Source organism: Paeniglutamicibacter sp. ORCA_105 (assembly GCF_045798545.1).
Taxonomy (GTDB): Bacteria; Actinomycetota; Actinomycetes; order Actinomycetales; family Micrococcaceae; genus Paeniglutamicibacter; species Paeniglutamicibacter sulfureus.
Genome location: NZ_JBIXLM010000096.1, coordinates 1 through 476, shown reverse-complemented (window position 1 = coordinate 476; position 476 = coordinate 1). Strand labels below are relative to the sequence as shown.

At 68.5% G+C, this 476-nt stretch carries 1 protein-coding gene; it reads right to left on the bottom strand.

All coding sequences use genetic code 11. The features are described 5' to 3' along the window. Nucleotides 1–476 (bottom strand): fibronectin type III domain-containing protein (locus ACIPUB_RS20120; protein ID WP_407609002.1); only part of this gene is annotated, 476 nt, incomplete at both ends.

The window sequence follows — 476 nt, the reverse complement described above, 5'->3', positions numbered from 1 at the left end:
GTGTAGCCGGTGATGGCCGAACCGCCGTCGTGCGGGGCCTTCCACTTCACCGTCGCGGATTCATGCGTCGCCTCGACCGTGATCTCCGAGACCGCGGCAGGAGCCGTGGCCGGTTCAGCCGCCGTGGTGAACGCCGCTGCTTCGGACGGGGCAGACTCGCCCACCGCGTTGTGCGCGGTGACCGTGACGCTGTATTCCGTCTCGGCATTCAGCCCACCCAGGAGTGCCTCGGTGCCGCTGGCCGAAACCGACCGCACTTCCGCATTTTCCTGGAACACGCGAACGGTGTAACCGGAAACCGGTTCCCCGCCGTCATCCGGCGCGGTCCAGATGACCTTTGCCGATTCGTGCGTGGCTTCGATCGAGACGTTTCCGGGCGCACCCGGGACCGTCGCCGGGGTCGGTGCCGTGGTGAAGGCCGCAGCCTCCGACGCCGGTGCTGTCCCTACCGCGTTGTGCGCGGTGACGGTGGCGGT